Raw genomic sequence first — 1,429 nt, 5'->3', positions numbered from 1 at the left:
CTTATGTGGACGCCTCCCGGATTGCAAACAGTTTTGCGTTGTTGACTGGCAGGTTAAGGCAGCACGCTTATGTCCGGCCCGTTTGTGCAGGCCGGTATCTGCCTGCTGGCCCTAATGGAATTCGCTGGCGAGGTCCTCATCTGCATATCGAACACAATGGTTCATCTTCCCTATCGGGTTTTCCTCGCCCCGGTCCAACCTGTTAGCCATCATGCAGCACTTGCTTGCGCTCCTTGGGAAAGTTGTGAAAGTTGCGTATCGTTGTGAATCGTTGCCTCTAGGCAGTAGCAGGTTGCGTTGCTTGGTATTTCTCTGGGCGCGCCAGCACCGCCCAGATTGTTCTTGCCAACTTGTTGGCGACAGCGGCAACCGCTACGTTAAATGGTCGACGCTTGAGCAAACCGTCAACCCAAGCTGATCGTTTGCCTTGGATGATCACCGAGCGGGCACCATGCATCAATAGCGTGCGTAAATAAGTGTCGCCGCGCTTGCTCAGACCCATCTGCCGGACCCGTCCGCCGGTGCCAGATTGTCGCGGCACGAGCCCCAGCCATGCGGCGAACTCGCGGCCGGATTTGAACGTGCGTACGTCGCCTATAGATGCGACAGTCGCTGTTGCAGTCAAAAGCCCAACACCAGGGATATCGGCAACCTTCTGACAGTCCGGGTTGTGGCGAAACAGGTTGGCAAGGCGCCGCTCCAAAACGGTCATTTCTCGATCGATATCTTGAGCGCGAGCCCACTGTTCCCTCAGGCTGTCGATTAGCATGGCGGGCAAACGTTCAGCGGCACGTGCAAGCGCGGCGGGGAATGCTTTGCTGAAGGCCCGATAGCTTTCAGGCAACACTTCTCCGAATTCGTACAGCAAGCCACGCAATGCGTTGGTTTGCATGATGCGAAACTTCATCAGTTGAGCTCGCACACGATGTATCGCCAGAACTGTTTGCTGAGCTTCGCTTTTGACAGCAACGAATCGTGCCTCTGGCTGTTGAGCAGCGGTGCAGATTGCCCGCGCGTCGGCCGCATCCGTCTTGTTCCGCAGTACAAAGGGCCGTACAGAGCGGGCAGATATGAGCTTCGCTTCATGCCCAAGGGCTTGCAATCGTCTCGCCCAGTCGTGGGCGCTTCCGCACGCTTCCATTACGACAATCGAGGGTGCACGTTTCGCGAAGAACTCGAGCACTTGGGCGCGCTTGAGTTTGAATCGTTCAACTTGGCCGCTTTGCGGATCGAGCGAGTGGAGTTGAAATACTTGCTTTGCGATGTCCATCCCGATGATCGTGAGTTTCATTTCGGATACTCCTTGAAGAACGGTTAACGAGCATTCTCACTTTCGCACATTCGGGCGAACACGAGTTCTACTTTCCACACTCGCTTCGCCATCTCCACGACGGCCCGTTTCCGGGGGGAGGCGTCCATACCATCTGCA

At 56.1% G+C, this 1,429-nt stretch carries 1 protein-coding gene; it reads right to left on the bottom strand.

Going from position 1 to position 1,429, the window contains the following annotated elements; all coding sequences use genetic code 11:
• Positions 1-277: 277 nt before the first annotated feature.
• Positions 278-1,291 (bottom strand): IS110 family transposase, encoded by a 1,014-nt coding sequence (locus ACRXB1_RS35990; RefSeq protein ID WP_449494769.1) that lies wholly within the window; start codon positions 1,289-1,291, stop codon positions 278-280.
• Positions 1,292-1,429 lie beyond the last annotated feature (138 nt).

Source organism: Caballeronia sp. M23-90, from assembly GCF_053574605.1.
Note: the sequence above shows the minus strand (reverse complement) of the source record. Positions and strands in the feature narration are given on the sequence as shown.